The organism is Candidatus Puniceispirillum marinum IMCC1322 (genome assembly GCF_000024465.1).
GTDB classification, from domain to species: Bacteria; Pseudomonadota; Alphaproteobacteria; order Puniceispirillales; family Puniceispirillaceae; genus Puniceispirillum; species Puniceispirillum marinum.
Window position 1 is genome coordinate 2,709,310 of record NC_014010.1, and the last position, 17,864, is coordinate 2,727,173.

At 52.3% G+C, this 17,864-nt stretch carries 17 protein-coding genes; 9 read left to right on the plus strand and 8 right to left on the minus strand.

Translation table 11 applies throughout. The features are described 5' to 3' along the window. Positions 1-79 precede the first annotated feature (79 nt). The 3 genes from SAR116_RS12840 (at position 80) to SAR116_RS12850 (ending at position 4,198) form a co-directional block, all read left to right on the plus strand. Complete coding sequence (locus SAR116_RS12840) at positions 80-2,110, plus strand: FAD-binding monooxygenase (RefSeq protein WP_013047373.1); 2,031 nt, start codon at positions 80-82, stop codon at positions 2,108-2,110. Positions 2,111-2,203: 93 nt separating this feature from the next. Beyond that, on the plus strand, positions 2,204-2,527 hold the full coding sequence (locus tag SAR116_RS12845) for a hypothetical protein (protein ID WP_013047374.1): 324 nt from the start codon (positions 2,204-2,206) through the stop codon (positions 2,525-2,527). Positions 2,528-2,701: 174 nt separating this feature from the next. Further along, positions 2,702-4,198 (plus strand): choice-of-anchor I family protein, encoded by a 1,497-nt coding sequence (locus SAR116_RS12850; RefSeq protein WP_013047375.1) that lies wholly within the window; start codon positions 2,702-2,704, stop codon positions 4,196-4,198. Positions 4,199-4,323: 125 nt separating this feature from the next. Here the strand turns inward: SAR116_RS12850 and SAR116_RS12855 are convergent, their stop codons facing one another. Beyond that, positions 4,324-4,938 (minus strand): nitroreductase family protein, encoded by a 615-nt coding sequence (locus SAR116_RS12855; protein ID WP_013047376.1) that lies wholly within the window; start codon positions 4,936-4,938, stop codon positions 4,324-4,326. 239 nt (positions 4,939-5,177) lie between these two features. Here SAR116_RS12855 and moaA point away from each other — a divergent pair, with 239 nt between their 5' ends. The 5 genes from moaA to SAR116_RS12880 are packed head-to-tail and all read left to right on the plus strand — an operon-like array spanning position 5,178 to position 9,382. After that, a complete protein-coding gene (gene moaA / locus SAR116_RS12860; protein WP_013047377.1) occupies positions 5,178-6,221 on the plus strand; it encodes a GTP 3',8-cyclase MoaA in 1,044 nt (347 codons plus the stop codon). Then, entirely contained in the window at positions 6,222-6,851 is a 630-nt protein-coding gene (mobB, locus tag SAR116_RS12865) for a molybdopterin-guanine dinucleotide biosynthesis protein B (RefSeq protein WP_013047378.1), read from the plus strand. Positions 6,852-6,854: 3 nt separating this feature from the next. Beyond that, a complete protein-coding gene (locus SAR116_RS12870) occupies positions 6,855-8,090 on the plus strand; it encodes a molybdopterin molybdotransferase MoeA (RefSeq protein WP_013047379.1) in 1,236 nt (411 codons plus the stop codon). Between the two features lie 2 nt (positions 8,091-8,092). Continuing rightward, complete coding sequence (moaE, locus tag SAR116_RS12875; RefSeq protein ID WP_013047380.1) at positions 8,093-8,560, plus strand: molybdopterin synthase catalytic subunit MoaE; 468 nt, start codon at positions 8,093-8,095, stop codon at positions 8,558-8,560. Between the two features lie 57 nt (positions 8,561-8,617). After that, entirely contained in the window at positions 8,618-9,382 is a 765-nt protein-coding gene (locus tag SAR116_RS12880; protein WP_013047381.1) for an SIR2 family NAD-dependent protein deacylase, read from the plus strand. Between the two features lie 16 nt (positions 9,383-9,398). Here SAR116_RS12880 and SAR116_RS13410 read toward each other — a convergent pair whose 3' ends face one another. From SAR116_RS13410 to SAR116_RS12895, 3 genes are read right to left on the minus strand one after another with little or no spacing between them, the layout of a single operon-like run. Beyond that, positions 9,399-10,058, minus strand: coding sequence for a class I SAM-dependent DNA methyltransferase (locus tag SAR116_RS13410; RefSeq protein WP_013047382.1), 660 nt, complete (start codon positions 10,056-10,058; stop codon positions 9,399-9,401). 22 nt (positions 10,059-10,080) lie between these two features. Beyond that, on the minus strand, positions 10,081-10,773 hold the full coding sequence (locus SAR116_RS12890; protein WP_013047383.1) for an SDR family oxidoreductase: 693 nt from the start codon (positions 10,771-10,773) through the stop codon (positions 10,081-10,083). After that, positions 10,773-11,354, minus strand: a complete 582-nt coding sequence (locus SAR116_RS12895; protein WP_013047384.1) for an HD domain-containing protein — start codon at positions 11,352-11,354, stop codon at positions 10,773-10,775. The genes SAR116_RS12890 and SAR116_RS12895 overlap by 1 nt, the downstream gene beginning before the upstream one ends. 186 nt (positions 11,355-11,540) lie before the next feature. Between SAR116_RS12895 and SAR116_RS12900 the strand changes: the two genes are divergently transcribed. Then, positions 11,541-12,566, plus strand: coding sequence for an NAD(P)H-dependent flavin oxidoreductase (locus SAR116_RS12900; protein WP_013047385.1), 1,026 nt, complete (start codon positions 11,541-11,543; stop codon positions 12,564-12,566). Between the two features lie 40 nt (positions 12,567-12,606). Here SAR116_RS12900 and SAR116_RS12905 read toward each other — a convergent pair whose 3' ends face one another. From SAR116_RS12905 to SAR116_RS12920, 4 genes are all read right to left on the minus strand, one after another. Beyond that, on the minus strand, positions 12,607-13,836 hold the full coding sequence (locus SAR116_RS12905; RefSeq protein WP_013047386.1) for a type II secretion system F family protein: 1,230 nt from the start codon (positions 13,834-13,836) through the stop codon (positions 12,607-12,609). After that, on the minus strand, positions 13,836-15,533 hold the full coding sequence (locus SAR116_RS12910) for a GspE/PulE family protein (protein WP_013047387.1): 1,698 nt from the start codon (positions 15,531-15,533) through the stop codon (positions 13,836-13,838). The genes SAR116_RS12905 and SAR116_RS12910 overlap by 1 nt, the downstream gene beginning before the upstream one ends. 11 nt (positions 15,534-15,544) lie before the next feature. After that, positions 15,545-16,579 carry a hypothetical protein gene (locus tag SAR116_RS12915; RefSeq protein WP_013047388.1) on the minus strand — a complete coding sequence of 345 codons (1,035 nt, stop codon included), beginning with the start codon at positions 16,577-16,579 and terminating at the stop codon, positions 15,545-15,547. A gap of 88 nt (positions 16,580-16,667) precedes the next feature. Further along, positions 16,668-17,864, minus strand: a complete 1,197-nt coding sequence (locus SAR116_RS12920) for an ABC transporter-like protein (RefSeq protein WP_013047389.1) — start codon at positions 17,862-17,864, stop codon at positions 16,668-16,670.

The following is a 17,864-nucleotide window of genomic DNA, read 5'->3' on the forward strand; positions in this document are numbered from 1 at the left end:
CCCACCATTACTCTTTTCAAAATGCCGAATGGTGCTAGTCTGTTCTGGTAATAAGACAGGGTTATCATGGTGGGTGTCGATGCAGTTTCATCTTAATGGGTATCATGCGGGTGATCCCGATATTGCCGATCCGGAGGCACGCTTTGATAACGCACCGCCCAGTCCATCCATGCCTTTCGAGGTCGATGTTCTGATTGTCGGGTGTGGGCCGGCAGGGCTGACACTGGCCGCCCAGCTTGCCGCCTTTCCCGAAATCAATACGCGGATCATCGATGCCAAACCCGGGCGCCTGACCATGGGCCAGGCCGATGGCATTGCCTGCCGCACGATGGAAATGTTTGCCGCCTTCGGCTTTGCCGAACGCGTGATGCGCGAGGCCTATTGGGTCAATGAGGTGGCCTTCTGGGAGCCAGCCGCTATATCGGATCCGGTCATTTCGGATCAGCCCACCCCGATCACGCGTAGCCGTATCATTCAGGATACCGAAGACGGGCTGTCCGAATTTCCGCATGTGATTTTGAATCAGGCGCGGGTGCATGATTTCTTTCTGGATGTCATGGCCAAATCACCTGCCGCGATCACCCCGGACTATGCGCGGGTGTTTCGTGATCTGACTATTGATAATGATGCTGATAACACGCATCCGGTTACGGTCACGATGACCCGCACCGACGCCGCGCATGAAGGTGAGGTTGAAACGCTGCGCGCCCGCTATGTGGTCGGGTGTGATGGCGCGCGCAGTCAGGTGCGCCGCGCGCTTGGCCACCGCCTCGAAGGGGATTCGGCAAACAAGGCCTGGGGCGTGATGGATGTGCTGGCGGTTACCGACTTTCCCGATATCAGGCGCAAGGCGATCATCCATTCGGCCGAGGCCGGCAATCTGCTGATTATCCCGCGTGAAGGCGGCTATCTGGTGCGCATCTATATCGAGCTAGAGGCGCTGGGCACCGAAGAGCGTGTCAAAAACCGCAATATCACCGCCGATCATCTGGTGGCGGCGGCGCAGAATGTGTTTCATCCCTATCAGTTTGATGTCAGACAGATCGCATGGTGGTCGGTCTATGAGATTGGCCAGCGCCTTTGCGCCAAATTTGACGATGTGCCAACAGACGATATGCTAACAGACGATATGCCCGCCCGCACGCCGCATGTTTTTATCGCGGGTGATGCCTGTCATACGCATAGCCCGAAAGCCGGACAGGGCATGAATGTATCGATGGGCGACAGCTTTAATCTGGGCTGGAAGCTGGCGGCGGTTTTGCGCGGGCAGGCGTCGCCGCAACTTCTGCATAGCTATTCGGCCGAACGGCAGGCGGTGGCCAGCGAGCTGATCGATTTTGACCGCGAGCTTGCCACCATGTTCAGCACCCGCCCCGAAGACCGCGCCAGCCAGCCGCCCAATGCCGCCGAAACCACCCCCGAAACCGTCCCCGAAACAGAAGTCGATCCGGCGGTCTTGCAAGCCTATTTCATCAAGCATGCGCGTTATACAGCGGGCACCCTGTTCCGCTATCACCCGTCATCTATTACGGCCACGCCCGATCATCAGCATCTGGCAACGGGTTTTGAAATCGGCATGCGCTTTCATTCGGCACCGGTGATCCGGCTTGCTGATGCGCTGTCGATGCAGCTTGGCCATGTGATACAGGCCGCTGGCCGCTGGCATCTATTTGCCTTTGCCGGAGCGGCAGATGATGGGCGCGATGATGGCACCAGTGGCGGGACTAAAGGTGGGACAATCGCGGCTTTATGCAGATTTCTGGCCGATGATCCGGCCGCGCCACTGCGCGCCTATACGCCGGCAGGTGCCGATATCGATGCGGTGCTGGATGTGCGGGCGATTTTTCAGCAGCCGCATGGTGCCTTGGCGGCTGAACAGATGCACCCTTTGCTATTGCCGGTAAAAGGCACGCTGGGTCTGCGCGATTATGAAAAGATTTTCGCGGTCGATCACAAAGTGGGTGCTGATATCTATGATATGCGCGGGATCAACCGTGATAGCGGCTGTATGGTGCTGGTGCGCCCCGATCAGCATGTCGCGCATATCCTGCCGCTTGACGCGCATGATGCGCTTGGCCGCTTTTTCGCGGGGTTCATGATCGCCCAATAATATATGGGGGTGATGGGGTGTAATCTGCGCTTTGATGCAAATATTAATTGTAACGATATTTTTGATAGTTAACCCATATCAAAGGAGCGTTTGATGCGTCACCTAACTTTACCTGCTTTCATTATGGGCAGTGCCGTATTGCTGGCAGGCTGTATGGAACCCGGGCCTATTCGCGGCACCATTCACAGTAACAGCTATAAATTGCGCCTTGGCATGACGATTGAAGAGGTTGAGTCACTTATGGCACCTGCCAATTATGTGCGGTTTAATCCTAAGAACGCACTTATCGTCTGCCGCACATATATTTATGATGAAGAATATGACGTTAAGTTTGTGCATGTGAAATTTGAAAATGATCTGGTTGTCGGCGCATCCGATGGCCATAGAAAGGTCTGTAATCTGACACATGACCAGTAATGGCTTTCAAAAATACCAGTCGGCACTTTGCATTGTGCTGGCTGTTTGATTTGGGATGAAAGTCATATAAGGCCACGCCATACCAGCAGGGTTTAACCGTTTCGTAAACAATCTGTCACCTATTTGTATTATTGCGCAGTGATAAACATCCATCATACATTTTTGGAGATTATTATGCGCAAGACCAATTTGCTTTATACCGTGCCTTTGTCGGCGATCTTCTGTGCTGCGTCATTGATGTCAGCGTCTGCTCTTGAGCTTACCGAAATAGGTAGCTTTAAAATTGGCGATGGCGAAGGCTATGCCGAAATGATCCGCTATCACGCGCCCAGCAAACAGGTCATGGTTACCGCATCGGAAACAGGCACGATCGAGCGTATTTCGATTGCTAATCCGCAGGCACCTGTAAAACAGGCACCGCTTGATCTTGCTGGTGGAGATGTAACAGCCGTTGCCGTCCATGGCGATATGATTGCCGCTTCGATTAAGGCCGATGCGGCCGATGATGCGGGCATGATTAAGTTGTTCGACAGCACAGGTGCTGAACTTGCCACATTTGCAACAGGCGCTTTGCCGGATAATGTCGGTTTCAGCCCGGATGGCCGTTATATTCTAACCGCGAATGAAGGCGAGCCATCAGATGACTATACCGTCGATCCCGAAGGCAGCTTTACGCTTGTTGATCTGGCTGGCGGCGTTGCCAATGCCAAGGTGACACAGATTTTTTTGGCCGGTATCGAGGTGCCAGCTGGTGCCCGCATCGTCAAGCCAGGCAGCAGCTTTGCCGCCGATGCAGAGCCTGAATATCTGACATTCTCAGCCGATGGCAAGATGGCCTATGTCACCTTGCAGGAAAATAACGCGCTTGCCGTTATCGATATTGCGGCGGCAAAGGTGGCCTCGGTTATCGGCCTTGGCGTCAAGAATGTGTCACGTACGGCGCATGATATGTCAAACAAGGATGGCGGCATTAATATGCAACGCTGGCCAGTCATGATGATGTATCAGCCCGATGCCATTGTATCCTATCAGGTCAATGGCGCGACCTATCTGGTTACCGCGAATGAAGGCGATGCCAAGGACTATGATGGTTTTTCCGAAGAAACCCGCGTTGCCAAGCTAAAGTTGGACGGCACCATGTTCCCGAATGCCACCACATTGCAGATGCCGGAAAATCTTGGCCGTCTGAAAACCACCACGACCATGGGTGATACCGATGGTGATGGCGATACGGACATCATCTATTCATATGGTGGGCGGTCATTTTCTATCTGGAATACGGATGGCACCTTGATGTTTGACAGTGGCAACGCTTTTGAAACGGTGATCGCCAGCCGCTCGCCTGACGTGTTCAACGCGAATGGTGGTGCCGCAGAATTTGATGATCGTTCGGATGATAAAGGCCCCGAGCCCGAAGCCCTGACCATTGGCGAGATTGATGGCCGCATCTATGCCTTTATCGGTATGGAGCGTAATAATGCGATCTTCACCTATGATATCACCTTGCCGTCTGATCCGCATATGGTGGATTACATGATGCCAGCAGCGCGTCATAATTCGCCCGAAGGTCTTGATTTTATCGCCGCCGCCGACAGCCCGACAGGCACACCATTGCTGGTTACGGCCTATGAGATGACCGGCACCATTGCGATCTACGAAATCAGCAAGTAAAGCCAGCATAAATAGCTGTAGGTAACATCAGCAAAAATAGCTGTTCACTATCCTGACAATGAAAGGCGGTGCCCATGGGTGCCGCCTTTTTGTTTGGACAGGTTGGGGTAGTCTAACCCCACCCCCTACAAAAACGTCACCACCTCATCCAAATCGGGGCGGGTGCGTTCCATCGGGTCTTTGACTTTTTCGCCGATATAGATAAATCCGGCGATCCGGTCATGTCCGGCAACGCCGCCCAGCCGTGCCAGCATCGCGTTATTATAGGCGTACCATTCGGTCAGCCATTGCGCGGCATAGCCCATCGATTGCGCCGCATAGAGCAAGGTCGTACAGACCGCCCCCGCCGACAGTGCCATTTCCCATTCGACAATTTTCGGATGCTCAACCGGCGATGACAGCACCGCGATCACCGTATGCGCGCGTTGCAGGCGGTTTGTTTCAATTTCGATGAATTTATCTTCGGCATCGGGATTTTCGCGCATGAATTCGGCCAGAATAACCTCTTCATCAAGTGTCTTGCGCACATCGCCTTGCAAAACCACCAGCTTCCACGGTTTCAGCGCGCCATGATCGGGTACGCGTAATCCGGCGGTCAAGATCGCGTCCAGATCGGCGCGGCTCACCTGGCCTGGTGCCATAGTCTTGGCGGTTACCGAACGACGGCTGGTCAGGAACGTAACGACTGGATTATTGCTGGAATTATCGGCGGTATTATCGGCTGGGACGGTGCTGCTCATCGGTAAATCCTCTTATCTTACAGATGCGGGCTACGCTACCTGAGCTATGTAAATAGTTCAATCACTGCCCGCCACATATCGCATCATATAACGCACCACAATAGCGCACCATACCCCTGTCAAATGGCAATAGCGACGGTTAAAGCTGTTTTAGCCCGCATCAAAAGGCCGCGCGATCAAGCCTAGCCTTTATCTGTCCTCTGCATTATGTTGCACAGATAGCAAAAGGAATATTTGGCATGGATTTGATAGACAATCCGGTCGCGGCCACCACTGCGGGCGCATCGAAAAACACATTGATCGATCCGTTCGGACGCACGGTCGATTATATCCGCCTGTCGGTTACCGACCGGTGCGATTTCCGCTGTGTCTATTGCATGGCCGAAGAAATGACCTTTCTGCCCAAGGCCGATTTGCTGACGCTGGAAGAGCTGGAAATTGTCTGCCGCCGCTTTATGGCGATGGGCACACGCAAAATCCGCCTGACCGGAGGCGAGCCGCTGGTGCGCCGCAACATCATGCATCTGATCCGTAATCTGGGTGCCTCGGTCAAGGATGGTACGCTGGATGAACTGACCATCACCACCAATGGCAGCCAGCTTGTCAAAATGGCCGATGATCTGGCGGCGGCGGGGGTGCGGCGGCTGAATATTTCGCTTGATACATTGAATCCCGATTTGTTTACCACAATCACCCGCTGGGGCAAACTGGCCACCGTACTTGACGGGCTGGCGGCGGCGCGTGCGGCCGGATTGGATATAAAGATCAATGCTGTTGCCTTGAAAGGCGTCAATGAAGACGAGCTTGGCGATATGGTCGCCTGGTGCGGTGATCAGGGCTTTGACATGACCATTATCGAAGTCATGCCGATGGGCGATATCGGCAATGAAAACCGGATCGATCAGTATCTGCCTTTGTCGCTGGTGCGCACGACGCTTGCCAAACGCTTTACCTTGACCGATAGCGATTTTCAAACGCCGGGACCTGCGCGCTATGTCACCGTTGCCGAAACCGGACGCAAGCTTGGCTTTATCACCCCGTTGACGCATAATTTCTGTGAATCCTGTAACCGCGTGCGGGTGACCTGCACCGGTCAGCTTTATATGTGTCTGGGACAGGATGACAATGCCGATCTTGCCACCGCCTTGCGCCAGCATGGCGAAGCGGGGCTTGATGCGGCGATTATTGAGGCGATTGGCCGCAAGCCCAAAGGTCATGATTTCATTATCAGCCGCCGCGAAACCGCCACCGTCGGTCGGCATATGAATGTGACAGGTGGCTAGATGAACTCAGCGCAAATAGAACCAGCAGGTCGGGCAGACCAAACAGACCGGGCAGACCAAACAGACCGGGCAGACCAAACAGACCGGGCCTCGCAACACGAAACACTGCTTGATACCGGACGCCATGGCATCGTATTCGGGCTGGCGGGCTGGTCGGGGGCAGGCAAGACAACTTTGGTCGAAAAGCTGATCGCGCATCTGGTGGCGCTGGGGCTGAATGTGGCAACGATCAAGCATGCGCATCATCATTTTGACGCTGATACGCCTGGCAAGGACAGCTACCGCCATCGTGCTGCCGGTGCGCGTCAGGTGCTGGTGTCATCGGCCAACCGTGCGGCCTTGTTCAGCGAACATGACGAAGCTGATGAGCCGGGGCTGGACGTTCTGCTATCACGGCTTGATCCGGCTGATATTGTCATTGTCGAAGGGTTTAAGGCCTTTGCGATCCGCAAGATCGAGATTTACCGCGCCGAAGTGGAAAAGCCGCTTTTGCATCCGCATGATCCGCATATTCTGGCGGTGGCCAGCGATGCACCGCTGGCCGATTGTCCGCTTCCCTGTTTTGATCTTGATGATATTGCCGCGATTGCCGCCTTCATCGGCGATCAGGCACAGACCATAAAGACCTGACCGATGCATCCCGAAACGACGCCACTTGATAGTGCCCGGGCTGATCTGCTGAATGCGATCACCCCGCGTTCGGCTCATGAAAATGTGCCCTTGCATGCCTCAATAGGGCGGTTTGCGGCGTCGGATATCATCAGCACGGTCAATCTGCCAGCAACGGCGAATGCGGCGGTTGATGGCTATGCTATTGACGCCGAAACCTTGGCCGCTAATCCCGATCATCTATTCCCCATTGCCGGACAGGCGCGCGCGGGACATCCGTTTACGGGCACGATTGCCAAAGATGAAGCGGTGGAAATCTATACCGGTGCGGTGATGCCCGATGGTGTCAACGCCGTTGCCATGCACGAAGATTGCACCCGCCACGATAATCATGTGCGGTTTGATAAAATGCTACAAATAGGGGCGAATAACCGGCCTGTTGGTGAAAATCTGGCAGTGGGCGAGATAATCCTCTCTGCTGGCACGCGGATCCATGCGCCTATGATTGGACAGCTGGCGGCGGCAGGTCATAAGACGGTTGATGTGCAGAACAAATTAACAGCAACAATGCTGTCAACAGGTGATGAAATCATCGATGTCATGGCGGCTGATAATGGCACCGGCTTTGGCCAGATTTATGATGCCAACCGCCCGATGTTGATGGCGGCATTAGCTGGCGAGGCGCTGAATTTGCATGATGGCGGCATTGTTGCCGATGACCGCGATGCCTTGGCCAATGCCTATCAGGCGGCGTTGGTGCATAGTGATATTGTCATTTCGTCTGGCGGGGCTTCGGATGGCATCGAAGATCATACGCAGGCGGCGATGAAAATGGTGGGTGCCGAATGCGCTTTATGGCGATTGGCAATGAAGCCCGGTCGCCCGATGGCAGTTGGTCGTGTTGAAGATAAGTTTATTTTCTGCCTGCCCGGCAATCCGGTCGCGGCATTCGTCTGTGCCAAGCTTTTGATCATGCCGCTTCTTGATAAATTGGCAGGCGGAATTGCGCGCACCCCGTTGCGCGTGACAGTGCCTGCGGGCTTTAGCCATAAAAAGAAACCGGGCCGTGCCGAATATCTTCGTGCAACGCTTCAAGGTTCAGGAAAAGACCAGCAAATTCAGATTCATGGACGGCGTGGTGCAGGTGTTATATCATCTTTGACAGGGGCTGATGGGCTGGTTGAAATCCCGCTTGATAATGCAGGTGTCGAGGTCGGTATGCCATTGGCTTTTTTACCATTTGTCGAACGGGGTCTGTGATTATGGATGCGGACAAGAATGTGCGGATCACCGAAGCTGATTTTGATATTGCTGGTGAACATGATGCACTCAAGGCGCGTGCGGTGGGGGCCATTGTAACCTTTACTGGCACCGTGCGCGGTGATGATGATGATGGCACGCATGTGACCGCTTTGACGCTGGAACATTTTCCGGGCATGACCGAAGCCGAAATTTCCAGCATCATTGACACCGCCAAGGCACGCTGGTCATTGTCGGCGGTCACCGTCATTCATCGTATTGGTCGGTTACTGCCAGAGGATAATATCGTTTTTGTTGGTGTCGCGGCGGCGCATCGTGAAGCCGCCTTTGCCGGAGCCAGTTTCATCATGGATTATCTGAAAACCAAGGCACCTTTCTGGAAAAAAGCCGAAGATGCATCGGGTGAAAGCTGGGTCGCGGCACGGGCATCGGATGATGCGGCGGCTGACCGCTGGGACGATGCCGACTAGCTGTTTGGATATGGGTCTGATCGCCCGAAAATAAATGTGGCTAGAAAGGAATGCTGAATGTCTGTTTTATATGTAACTGGCGCGGGCGTTAGCGTGGATAGTGGTATTCCCACCTTTCGCGGCGAAGACGGGTTCTGGACAATCGGCAGTCATAATTACACCCCACAGGAAATGGCCACCCGTGCCATGTATATGAATGACCCGGGTCAATTTCTGCTGTGGTATTATCGGCGTTTTGCCAGTTACCGTAATGTCGCGCCAAATATGGTGCATGGCTGGCTGGCTGATAAACAGCTTATCACCCAGAATATTGACGGGCTGGATGGTAAAGCTGGCAATGCGGATTACATCTCGATTCATGGGCGGCTTGATAAGGTCACCTTACTACATGAACAGTCATTTAGCGGTGGCGGCGATATCGCGCTGATTGATGCCCCATGGGAACCTGTTGCGGCACTTGATCAGGATGATGACGAACGCCTGACAAACGCCCTGCTTGAACAGTTCAAAATCAGCACCCGCACGCAGATACCGGAATTGGGCGTGTCGTTGAAACCCTATGTGTTGCTATTTGACGAATTTTATACTGATCTATACCGGATGAGTGAAGCCGAACATTGGATGGACACGGCTTCCGCCATGGTGTTCATCGGCACGTCTTTTAGTGTTAATATCACTGCCATTGCCCTGCGCATGGGGCTGGCACGCCGGATACCTATTGATATAGTCGATCCGTCACCTGTCGATCTTGGCGTACCGGATATCACCTATCACGCGATGACCGCCGCCGACTATATTGCCAGTCAGACTTCTGGTAATTAAGCAAGCCTGAATCTGCCTAGGACGCCCGTCGTAAATGAATCAGGCGGCCGTCAATATCTTCCTTGGTCAGATAGCGAATGCGTGTATCGGCAACCAGTTCGATCTCATATTTTGCTAAATGCGGGATAAAGCTGGCATCCCAGTCACGCGCTGCCCAGCCCGCATTATTTACCGTCAGCACAACAGGTGCCCCCGGTTTGACGGCGCCCATAATATGATGCAGATGTTCAATATGCGGTGGGCCAAAACCGAACACACCAACGCAGATTGCCGCATCATACGGGTCGTCAATGCCGTAATCATCGGTCATATCAAGCGTGAACAGGTTGTGATAGACGCCATGCTTTGCAGCCACAGCGCGCATTTCCGCCGACAGATCGGCACCATCAATATGGCTATAGCCGCGTGCGGCCAGCAAAACCCCAACCAGCCCGGTTCCGCACCCGATGTCCAGAATGCGCGCCTGTCTATCAGGAACAATATCGACAAATCCGGCTACGGCATCCTGCGGCGCGGCATAGCCATGATCGGTAACGGTTTCCTTGTCATAGTTCTTGGCCCATGCGGCATACATATCCATCAAAGCGCTGGTGCTGGGGTTTGAATAGGCAATGTTGATATGGTCATTATCGACCTTCAGGTCAGATGCTTTTGGATCCTGTTTGTCGTCAGCCATGTAACCCCATCCTAAACCAGACTCAAAACGGCATTTCGTCGCCTTTGTAATTTTCAAAAACGCCGGTTGTTGCCAGTGACAAGGCATCAAAGCGCGCCAGCAGGCCGGATGCGCTTTCTTCTGGCGAAATGCTGGCTTCCCTACCGCCCATATCGGTACGCACCCAACCCGGATGAAAAGCCCCAACGGCGATCCCGTCAGGTTCCAATTCAACCGCCATTGAACGTGCCAGATTGGTCGCCGCCGCCTTCGATGCCCGATAGATGGGCGCGTTGCTATGCGATTGGCGGTTACTGCCCATAATCGATGAAATGACAGCGATTTTCCCGGGCTTTTCCTTTTTGACATGCGGCAGAAAGGCGCGCGCCGTAAAAAACACACCGGCGACATTGGTCATCAGCACATTTTCAATGGCGACATGATCGTGCTTGGGGTCAAGCATCCCCCCATAGCTGTTCAGAACACCGGCATTACATACCAGAATGTCAATCGCGCGGGTCATGCCGGCAGCGATCTGGTTCATATCATTTTCTGCGCAGACATCCAGACCAAGCACGGTAATATCACTATTCTGCTTGGCGGTGGCGATCAGATCGGTCGCCTGCATCGCATCGCGGCAACAGGCGATCACCTTGTCGCCACGCGCGGCGGCTTGCCTTGTCATTTCCAGCCCGATGCCGCGATTGGCACCGGTAATCATGATTGTTTGTGACATCAGTCTGACTCTTCCTCGCCGATGATGGCCGGATCAAAGGGGTTGCGGCTGAACACTTCGCGCAGCATGGGTTCAAAATGGCTAAGCGGTAATGTGTCATAATCCGGATCAAACGACATCTGATCCCACAGCTGGCAAAAACGGTCACAGCTATCAAACCATTTATGTCCGGCAAAAATATCGCGTGCGTTCTTGTCAACACCTTCGGCTTCGCCATGGTAATAAAGCTGGAAAATGCCATGATGTTCGATCACCCATGTCACTTCGGCGCGCACATAGGGGCGGATGATCGCGGCGGCAAGCTGTGAATGATTCATCGGCGCCAGATCATCACCCAGATCATGGATCAGCGCGGCAATAATCATCTCGCTATCGGCACCATCGCGTTCGGCGCGGGTGGCCGATTGCAGTGAATGTTGCAATCGGTCAATTTGATAGCCAGCCAATGTTGACTTTAGGCCTTGCAAGGCACCTAGCAGGCGATCCGGCAAAGCCTCGACAAATTCATCCTCCAGCTTGCCCAGCAGGGCATAGTCGGCGGCGGTGCCTTCATCCATTCGGCGGAAATTGACGGTTTCCATGCGCTTGTCCTCGCTTTGCACAGTTGGCAAGCCAAACTGTGGTTAGTTCGTGCGTTATTGTGAAGGGGTGCGCGACCCCGGTCAATATGGCACGCGTGAAAAATCACCTAAGTTTCGGTATGATTTTTTAGATGCCCGTGGCAATATTAGGCCTGTGTCCAAAAACGATGCAATGGACAGAGCGTAATGCCCGCACATACGTTGACAGAATTGCTGAATATAGATCATCCGGTCTTGCAAGCGCCTATGGCCGGGGGCATAACAACATCCGGCTTTGTCGCTGATGTGTCTAATTTTGGCATGCTGGGGTCTATGGCCAGCGGTTATCTCTCTCTAGAGCAGGTTGATAGTTTCATTGGTCATGTTCAGGCACAAACCACCGCGCCATTTTCGGTCAATATATTTGTCGATTATGATGATTACGGGCAGGACAGATTCGCCAAGCCGCAAGAGATAATCCAGATTGAAACAGGCCTTGGACTTGAAGAAGATCACAGCTTCACAATCCCGCCACCCCCTTCGATGCGCGACCTGATCACGCTTCTGATTGACCGTAAAGTACCGGTTGTGAGCACAACTTTCGGGCTTTTGAAAGACGATGATGTCGCCGCGCTCAAACAGGCTGGCATAGTCCTGATGACAACGGTTAACGCGGTTGATGAGATTGATATTGCCTTGCAAACACAGGATTCCGATATTCTGATTTTTCAAAATGCGCATGCTGGCGGGCATAAGGGCGGGTTCTCTAATGGCGGCCATAGCGACGTGACTGTCTTTTCTGCGGCGATGCGCCGCCACCCCGATAAGCCTTTTATTATGGCAGGGGGTATCGTGACGCGGGATCAGATCGAACAGGCGCTGAAAATGGGGTTTGCAGGCGTTCAGATTGGTACGGGGTTTCTGGCTACAAAGCAAAGTGCCGCGTCGCAAGCCTATAAACAATCCATCCTCGACGCTACAGATCAAGAAGACACTATGTTCACCACAAGCATCACCGGCAAAAGCGCGAGAGGGCTGAAAAATACCCTAGCCCAGCTAGCCTTGATACATAATATGGGTTTTCCGCATCTGCATTATGCGACCGCATCCTTGCGGAAATATGCCAAGGCGATTGACAACCCTGACTATCAGTCGCTTTGGGCTGGCACGGGGGTCACAAGCATTAACGGAATACCTGACTTGCATGACTATATGCAATCACTGGTAAAATGATCTGTTCTGCGCCGCATCTAGTTGTAAAGACCGTGGCCTGTTACCTGATAGCATCGCCAGCCGAGAAAATCGGCAGATATAGCGCGACCACCATGATGCCGATCATCGCGCCGACGAAAACGATCATAAGCGGTTCGATGATCGTCGAAAGACCATCGACAACGGTGGTGAATTCTTCTTCGTAATATTTGGCAATCGAGGTCAGCATTTCGTCCATATTACCAGTGCGTTCGCCCACTGCCATCAATTGCGACAGGGCAATCGGAAACACAGCTTCATTACCGAACAATTGTGACAGCGGCGCACCGGTGGTGATTTTCTGCTTGATACGGGTCATGGCATCCAGAAACTGGATGTTTTGCGACACCGTGCTCGATACTTCCAAAGTATCGATTACCGACACACCAGCGGCCAATAGATTGGCCATAAGCAATGACATGCGGGCAACCGTTGCCTTGACAATGATATCACCGACAATAGGCAGGCGCAGGGCGATGATGCTTTTCAATTTGCGATATTTGCGGACAAAGCGGTTCAGCAGCTTGTTGACCACCACAATGGCGGTAAAGGTACCGAAAACACGGGCCAGATTACTACCATCCTGAATCCAGTTACTGGCATTGACAATCGCTTGCGTGGGGCCGGGTAATTCGGCGCCTAGCCCTTCATACATATCCTGGAACGTCGGCACGACATTGGTCAGCATGAAATATGAGATAGATATCGTGATGACCACAAGCGTTACCGGATAGAACAAAGCCGATTTGATGCCGGCCTTGATCGCCTGTTGCTTTTCCAGCATTTCGACAAGCCGGTCCAGGAATGTATCAAGCTTACCCGAAATTTCGCCAGCTTCGACCATATTCAGATAGACCGCATCAAAATGCCGCTTATGGTGGCGGAATGATTGCGACAGTGACGCACCATTATTCAGCTTGGTGATCATGTCGGTTGATACACGTTTCATATTGGCATTGCTGGATTGTCCGGCGACCAGAATCATCGCTTCGACAATCGGCAGGCCAGCGCGCATCATGGTTGCGATCTTCTTGGTGAAAATCATAATTTCTTTGGCTGGAATCGAACCGAATGGGCCCCAGGTGATATCGATATTTACGGATGATTTTTTCTTTGGTTTGACCTCTTTCAGTTCAATTTCGCGCATGCCATCGCTGCGCAGTTTTTGCCGCACCTGCATGGCGTTTTCGCCTTCGATTTCGCCTTTGGTCTTTTTGCCACGCTGATTGGCCTTGTAGGTAAATTTTTTCACTAAAGCACCAGAATCCGCGTATATTCGGCGATACTGAACACGCCCTCTTTGACAAAGCCACGGGCGATTTCCTGCATCGTCTGAAATCCGTCAACTTTGGCCGCGGCCAGCAATTCGGGCGCAAGGGCCTCTTTGAGAATGGCTTCTTCAAGTTCGGGATTTATCCGCAGGACTTCATAAATACCGCGCCGTCCCTTGTAACCGCTGCCGTCACATTCATCGCATCCGGCGCCAATCTGCGGTTGCCAGCCTTCGGTGTCTTCATCTTTGAAGCCGATTTTGCGTAATGAGGCAATTGTGGCTTTCGGGTCATTAATCAGACAATGTTTGCAATTCGGGCGGCCAAGGCGCTGTGCCACAATCAGGCTGGTTGCGGCGGCGATCATGAAGGGCGGCACGCCCATATTCATCAGGCGGGTGATCGTGGAAATGGCATCATTCGTATGTAAAGTCGATAACAGCAAATGGCCGGTCAAAGCGGCTTTTACCGCGATTTCGACGGTTTCGGTATCGCGTATCTCACCAACCAGAATGACTTCGGGATCCTGTCGCAGAAAGGCGCGCAAAATGGCATTGAATGACAAGCCTATTTTTTCGTTTGCCTGTGTCTGCCCGACGCCTTCTAGGTAATATTCAACCGGATCTTCGGCGGTCATGATATTCAGGTCGGGATCGTTAATATGTTGCAGACAGCCATAAAGTGTTGTGGTTTTACCCGATCCGGTCGGACCGGTCACCAGCACCATGCCCTGCGGGGCGGTGATGGCATCGACAATCTTGTCATAATTTTCACTAGTCAGGCCGATCCGGCTCAAGGATAAGGACGGATCACCTTTCAGAATCCGCATAACAATGCGTTCGCCATTCTTGCCTGGCAGCACATTGAAACGAAAATCTATATCCTCTCCTAAATAGGAAATTGTAATGCCCCCATCCTGGGGCAGACGTTTTTCCGAAATATCGCAATCGGCCATAATCTTGAAGCGCGTTATGACGCCCAGAAAATTGCGAAACAGATAGTCTGAATATTCTTCACGGATGACGAGTCTGCCATCAATGCGAAAGCGGACACGGGCAATATCGCGGAATGGCTCGATATGAATATCACTGGTGCCGGTATCAAGCGCGCTATGCAGAATATGATCACAAAATTCGGGCACTAGCTCATCATTATCCAGCGCAAATTTTGACCTGCGGGGTTTGCCGCTGCTGATTGAATGTTGTGGTTTCTTTTGCGCGCTATCCAGCACTGATTTTATACGCTCATGGGTGCGTAGCGCTTCAAAATTTGACAGGCTGATAAGTTGAAATTCAATATTGAAATTGGAAATGGATTTGAGCTGGCCTGCCAAAGTGGCGGTTGTCGGATCGATAATACCAACACGTAAAAACCGGTTTTCGACCTGAAAGGGGATCGCATAATGCTTGTCAATAAAGCTGACCGGAATCAAGGCGAGTGCCCGCACATCAACTTGCCGTGGTTCTAGCTGGCACCGGCGTAGCGCATAGGCACGCGATAACACCTTATGGACTAACTCTTCATCGGTGCCGCCAGACCGTATTAATGTCTCCAGCAATGCAGATGGGATGCCATTTGAACTGGAATGCGCTTGGGATAGTTTTTGCGGATCGACAAAATTTGACGATTGCATGACGCGCAAAACCTTGTCGGCGACTTCATTGCTAAAAATAGCCATTATGCGCCTGCCTAACTGCCATTCGTATCTGCTTGAATGTCATCGATATTATCGACTGGAATCTCAGCATCTGGAAGCGGGCCAAAGTCGAGTTGAGGGGCTTCAGGCGTGGGGGCAAGGGTGCCAGGCGTGATTTCTGGAACAGGTATCGGGCCTGTTGATGCTGGCTTGGCTGTGAAGGGGCGTTCGGGAACGTAATCAATTGGTAATAAATTAATATCCCCGTTTTCGGCGACCAGCATAACGCCCTGTGGGGTGATTTTTGTCAGATTAACATTGCCATTGCCAAGCATGTCACCTTCGCGAAGCGTCAGAAGCTGGCGGGCTGATTGGTTAAGATCGAACAAATTATCGTCATTGATCACCGTTTCCACCGCATAAGGTGCCACCCGGATCATCGCTGTTGACGAAAATGTATTTAGCGGCTCTACACCCGGATATTCCAGCACCGCATAGCAATCCTTCACAAGACCATTGGTTTTGGCCATCATTAATTCACAATAGCGCTCGGCATGAACAACATTGCGGGTTGGGCCTATATCCAGAATGATGCCGTCTTCTTCATCATCTTCCCGCATGATGAAATGGGCACCAAGAAAGGCATATGAAGTGGATTTCAGATCAATCGCTGTCTGGCGTGCCAGATTATAATCTTCAAAAATACCAATCCGTGCATAGGCCATCAAAGGCTTGTTACCAGCCAGAATTTCTTCATTACTATCGGCAAAGATTTGAGCTTTGGTTTCTTTGCGCGATACGGCCAGCCCGACAACGCGGTAATCCCGGGCGACAAGTGCCAGTTCGGATTGTTCGCCCAGCAATTCGGCGCCGGTTGGCTGGTTTTTTGACAGACCCCCAATAGGTGATGGCAAGGGCACCCCGCCGGTTGCCTGATCAGCAACACGATCCAGTCCACGCGCAAATGGATCATCGATATCCAGAACTTCAGGCGCTTCTAATGAGGTGGTGTTATCAGTACCTGCAAAGACAGGTACAACATGGAATACCGACAAAAGCACGATGATTTTGAATACTATAGGTTTCATTTATACTGCCAGTTACCTTATGTAAATTTCAATTATCTAATATATGGTTCGGTTAATATTTCAGCGAAACAAGATAATATATTTGGGACTAGATGCTGGATGGCACCATCAAACGCAGATTGATGGCAACGATCCGGTTATTCGGTTTGGCCATGATGCTTTCATCGCGAACATGAACCAGCTCCTGATCACGCACAAAGCGGTTACGCAGACGCAGATAGGTCAGAAAATCACCTTTCATTTCAACGCTTAACGTCTGGCCAATGAGACCCGAAACGGCGATATCTTCCTGCGTAAATTGTAAATTGCCGTCATTGACTGACATACCAGCCGCTTTCAAATCCTCAATAAAATTTCTAATGACTTCATTGGCGGTTTGGCTATCGACAAACTTTCTGATCATGTCATTGATCTGCGCTTCTTTTTCGGCTTTCCGCTGATTGGCGGCGGCGATTTGCGGCTGAGCTTGTGAAATAACCGCTTCAAACTGCCTGATCTGTCCGATGACATCGCGATTTATGCGCGTTTGAGGTAGCAAAAAGCTGGTATTAAGCAAGAAAGGGCCAATCAGTGAGACAACAATCATAAAGCCCCACAGAATGGTTCCAGCTATCGCATTGCCGTTGAGCTCGCGAAGATAGCGCGCCCGTGAAAAGCGCGTTTTTGCCAATGCCTTGCGTCGCTGATTGCGCAATTTTTCTTCTCGTGCACGTTGGGCCGCCTGTTTCTTGTCTTCACGATTGGCATTCGACGCTTTGGCTTTTTGCTGTGCCCGTTCCTTAGCTTTGCTGACTTTGGCTGATACGACAGGAGGCATCGTTGCCAGTTCTGCTCCTAATCCCAGATTCGGCGGCATAGTGGCTAACGCCGCGTCAGCGGCGTCTGATGATGGTAGTCCAGAGGATGCGCCAGCACGGGCTTGGGGCATCTGAAATGATGATCCTGTTCCGGTTTGATCGATGTGGTGCGGGGACAGGGATGGATTGGGTTGGGCGATGGTGGCTTGGGGAAGATCGAGCGCTGATACTGTGCCAGCAAGCATTGAAGCAGGCGCTTGGTTGGCCAGATTTGGTTTGGCTGCAACAGGGTTGGACATCGCGCCGCCTGCCAGTTCAGAGCTGGCATTTTCAGGAGCAAAGGGATTGTTCAGCGGGTGCGGTGGGTTGGCCATAGGCACGGCATTCGCTGATTGCTGAAGCTGTTGTAACAAGGCATAGGCTTCGGCTGATAATTCAGTGTTTACAGGTGTTTCAGATCGACCAAGCAGTTTTTTAAAATCTATCAT

Bases quoted from the DNA above. Each gene is read 5' to 3' on its own strand.
- SAR116_RS12840 (WP_013047373.1), top strand. From the start codon at position 80: ATGCAGTTTCATCTTAATGGGTATCATGCGGGTGATCCCGATATTGCC.
- SAR116_RS12845 (WP_013047374.1), top strand. From the start codon at position 2,204: ATGCGTCACCTAACTTTACCTGCTTTCATTATGGGCAGTGCCGTATTG.
- SAR116_RS12850 (WP_013047375.1), top strand. From the start codon at position 2,702: ATGCGCAAGACCAATTTGCTTTATACCGTGCCTTTGTCGGCGATCTTC.
- SAR116_RS12855 (WP_013047376.1), bottom strand. From the start codon at position 4,938: ATGAGCAGCACCGTCCCAGCCGATAATACCGCCGATAATTCCAGCAAT.
- moaA (WP_013047377.1), top strand. From the start codon at position 5,178: ATGGATTTGATAGACAATCCGGTCGCGGCCACCACTGCGGGCGCATCG.
- mobB (WP_013047378.1), top strand. From the start codon at position 6,222: ATGAACTCAGCGCAAATAGAACCAGCAGGTCGGGCAGACCAAACAGAC.
- SAR116_RS12870 (WP_013047379.1), top strand. From the start codon at position 6,855: ATGCATCCCGAAACGACGCCACTTGATAGTGCCCGGGCTGATCTGCTG.
- moaE (WP_013047380.1), top strand. From the start codon at position 8,093: ATGGATGCGGACAAGAATGTGCGGATCACCGAAGCTGATTTTGATATT.
- SAR116_RS12880 (WP_013047381.1), top strand. From the start codon at position 8,618: ATGTCTGTTTTATATGTAACTGGCGCGGGCGTTAGCGTGGATAGTGGT.
- SAR116_RS13410 (WP_013047382.1), bottom strand. From the start codon at position 10,058: ATGGCTGACGACAAACAGGATCCAAAAGCATCTGACCTGAAGGTCGAT.
- SAR116_RS12890 (WP_013047383.1), bottom strand. From the start codon at position 10,773: ATGTCACAAACAATCATGATTACCGGTGCCAATCGCGGCATCGGGCTG.
- SAR116_RS12895 (WP_013047384.1), bottom strand. From the start codon at position 11,354: ATGGAAACCGTCAATTTCCGCCGAATGGATGAAGGCACCGCCGCCGAC.
- SAR116_RS12900 (WP_013047385.1), top strand. From the start codon at position 11,541: ATGCCCGCACATACGTTGACAGAATTGCTGAATATAGATCATCCGGTC.
- SAR116_RS12910 (WP_013047387.1), bottom strand. From the start codon at position 15,533: ATGGCTATTTTTAGCAATGAAGTCGCCGACAAGGTTTTGCGCGTCATG.
- SAR116_RS12915 (WP_013047388.1), bottom strand. From the start codon at position 16,579: ATGAAACCTATAGTATTCAAAATCATCGTGCTTTTGTCGGTATTCCAT.
- SAR116_RS12920 (WP_013047389.1), bottom strand. From the start codon at position 17,864: ATGATAGATTTTAAAAAACTGCTTGGTCGATCTGAAACACCTGTAAAC.